The organism is Curtobacterium sp. B8, assembly GCF_000333315.1.
GTDB classification, from domain to species: Bacteria; Actinomycetota; Actinomycetes; order Actinomycetales; family Microbacteriaceae; genus Curtobacterium; species Curtobacterium luteum.
In genome coordinates, this window is sequence record NZ_BACW01000017.1 from 1 (window position 1) to 1,795 (window position 1,795).

A 1,795-nucleotide genomic window follows, 5' to 3' on the forward strand; every position below is an offset into this window, starting at 1 on the left:
TCGAGCTGCATGTACTTGGGGTTGCCGAGCTTGTCGATGCGGCTCGGCGCCCAGTTCCAGATGACGTACTGGTTCGCGCCGTTCGCCTGGAAGACGTCGTGCACGTGCTGCCACATGGCCACGTAGGAACCGGCGGCGTTCTGCTGGGCGGTGCCCTCGGACCAGTTGTACCAGGAGCCGTTCATCTCGTGATCGAGGCGGATGACCATCGGCTGCTTGTTCGCTGCGAGGGCCTTGGCGTACTTCGTGAGGTAGGCGTCGAACTTCCCGGTGACGATGTCCTCGTTGGTGTACCCGGGGACGTACTTCGCGTCGTTGCCGGTCTTCGCGGGCGCGGTCTCCCACGTCATGAGCGGCAGGCGACCGTTCGCCCACGAGCGCTGCACGGCGCTGGCGTTGAAGTCCTGGTCGAAGCCCTGGAAGAACCCCACCATGTTCGTGGCCTTGCCGACCTGCTGCGACACCTCGTCGTACTCGGCCCAGTTGAAGGGCGACTGCGCCGTGTACAGGCCGTACCACCGCGTGGGCTGGGCCATGATCTGCGCCTTGGTCGGCACGGAGACCGGGGTGGCGCCGTCGGGGTCCTTCGAGGGGCCGCCGTTCGGATTGGTCACGCCGTGGTCGCCGGAGCCGGAACCCTTGCCCGAGCCCGACCCGGAGGCCGCGTTCCCGCCGGACGTCCCGGAGCCGCCGGACGAGCCCGACGCGGACCCGCCGGAACCGGCCCCGTCGGAACCGGAGCCCGACCCGCTCGCGGTGGTCGTGCCTCCCGTCCGGCTCTTCGCGGCGCCGAGCTGCGACTGCAGCGAGGCGATCTGCGCCTTGAGGTCGGCGATCTGGTCCCCGCGGGAACCGGCCTTGGCCGTCGTCGAGTCGAGCTTGCCCTCGAGCGCCCAGATCTTCTCCTGGGCGGCGGTGAGCTGCGTCTGCAACTCCGCCGCGGAGACCTTCTTCTTGGGCGGGGTGACGCCGAGCGCCTGGTGGACGGCGGTCGACACGGGGCCCGAGGGCGACACCCAGACGGTCCAGGTGATGAGTCCGAGGACCACCAGGATCGCGGTCGTCCCGAGGGCGGTGAGCTTGGCGTGCTTGCTGGACTGGGCCCACCAAGCACCGGAGGAGCGGATGAGGTCAGACAATGAGGAACGCCTCCAGGGCGAAGATCGCGATGCCGATGACGTACGGGATCGCGGCGTACGGGTTGTAGCGACGGACCTTGACCGGTCGGGCCGCTGCGCGCGAGGTCGCGGCGGGCTCCGTGGAGCGTCGCGTCGCGAGCACCGTCGCGGTGGAGTTCGTGGTGGCGTCGGCGCCGGGCGCGAACGACGGCCGGGCCGTGCCTGCACCTGCGCCTGCGCCGAAGATCTCGTCGAACGCGCGGTCGGCAGCTGCCTGGTCGTCGCGGACCCGGCCGGCGTCGACCGGGCTCATCGGCGTCTGCGTGGCCACCGGGAGCGGCTGCGCGGCCGCCGACGGGTCCTCCTCCATCGGACCGCCGGCGTAGGCGCCGGCACGGGTCCCCCAACCGGACGCGTGGGCCAGGCGGAAGAAGCCGATGAGGCGGATCGGCATGAGGAAGAACGTCGACACGATGATGAACATCGGCAGGCGGAAGAAGTCGCTCGGCTTCTCGGACAGGTGCCGGATCTGGCGGATCGCCATGCTCAGCACGGACGAGACCACCATGAGCGCGGCGACGTAGACGAAGCCGGTGCTGAAGCCGTACTGCTGCAGGATGCCCTGGTACAGGTTCTCGCCCTGCCCGGTGAGCGCGCGGTAGATCCAGCCCGCGATC

General features: G+C 69.9%; 1 protein-coding gene and 1 pseudogene. Both read right to left on the reverse strand.

Going from position 1 to position 1,795, the window contains the following annotated elements; translation table 11 throughout:
• Positions 1-1,139: glycosyl hydrolase (locus tag I59_RS18755; protein WP_022902151.1), on the reverse strand; the 1,139-nt coding region annotated here is incomplete at its 3' end.
• A pseudogene (locus I59_RS00270) lies at positions 1,132-1,795 on the reverse strand (glycosyl transferase family 2); the annotation flags it as partial. The pseudogene I59_RS00270 and the gene I59_RS18755, both read right to left, overlap by 8 nt.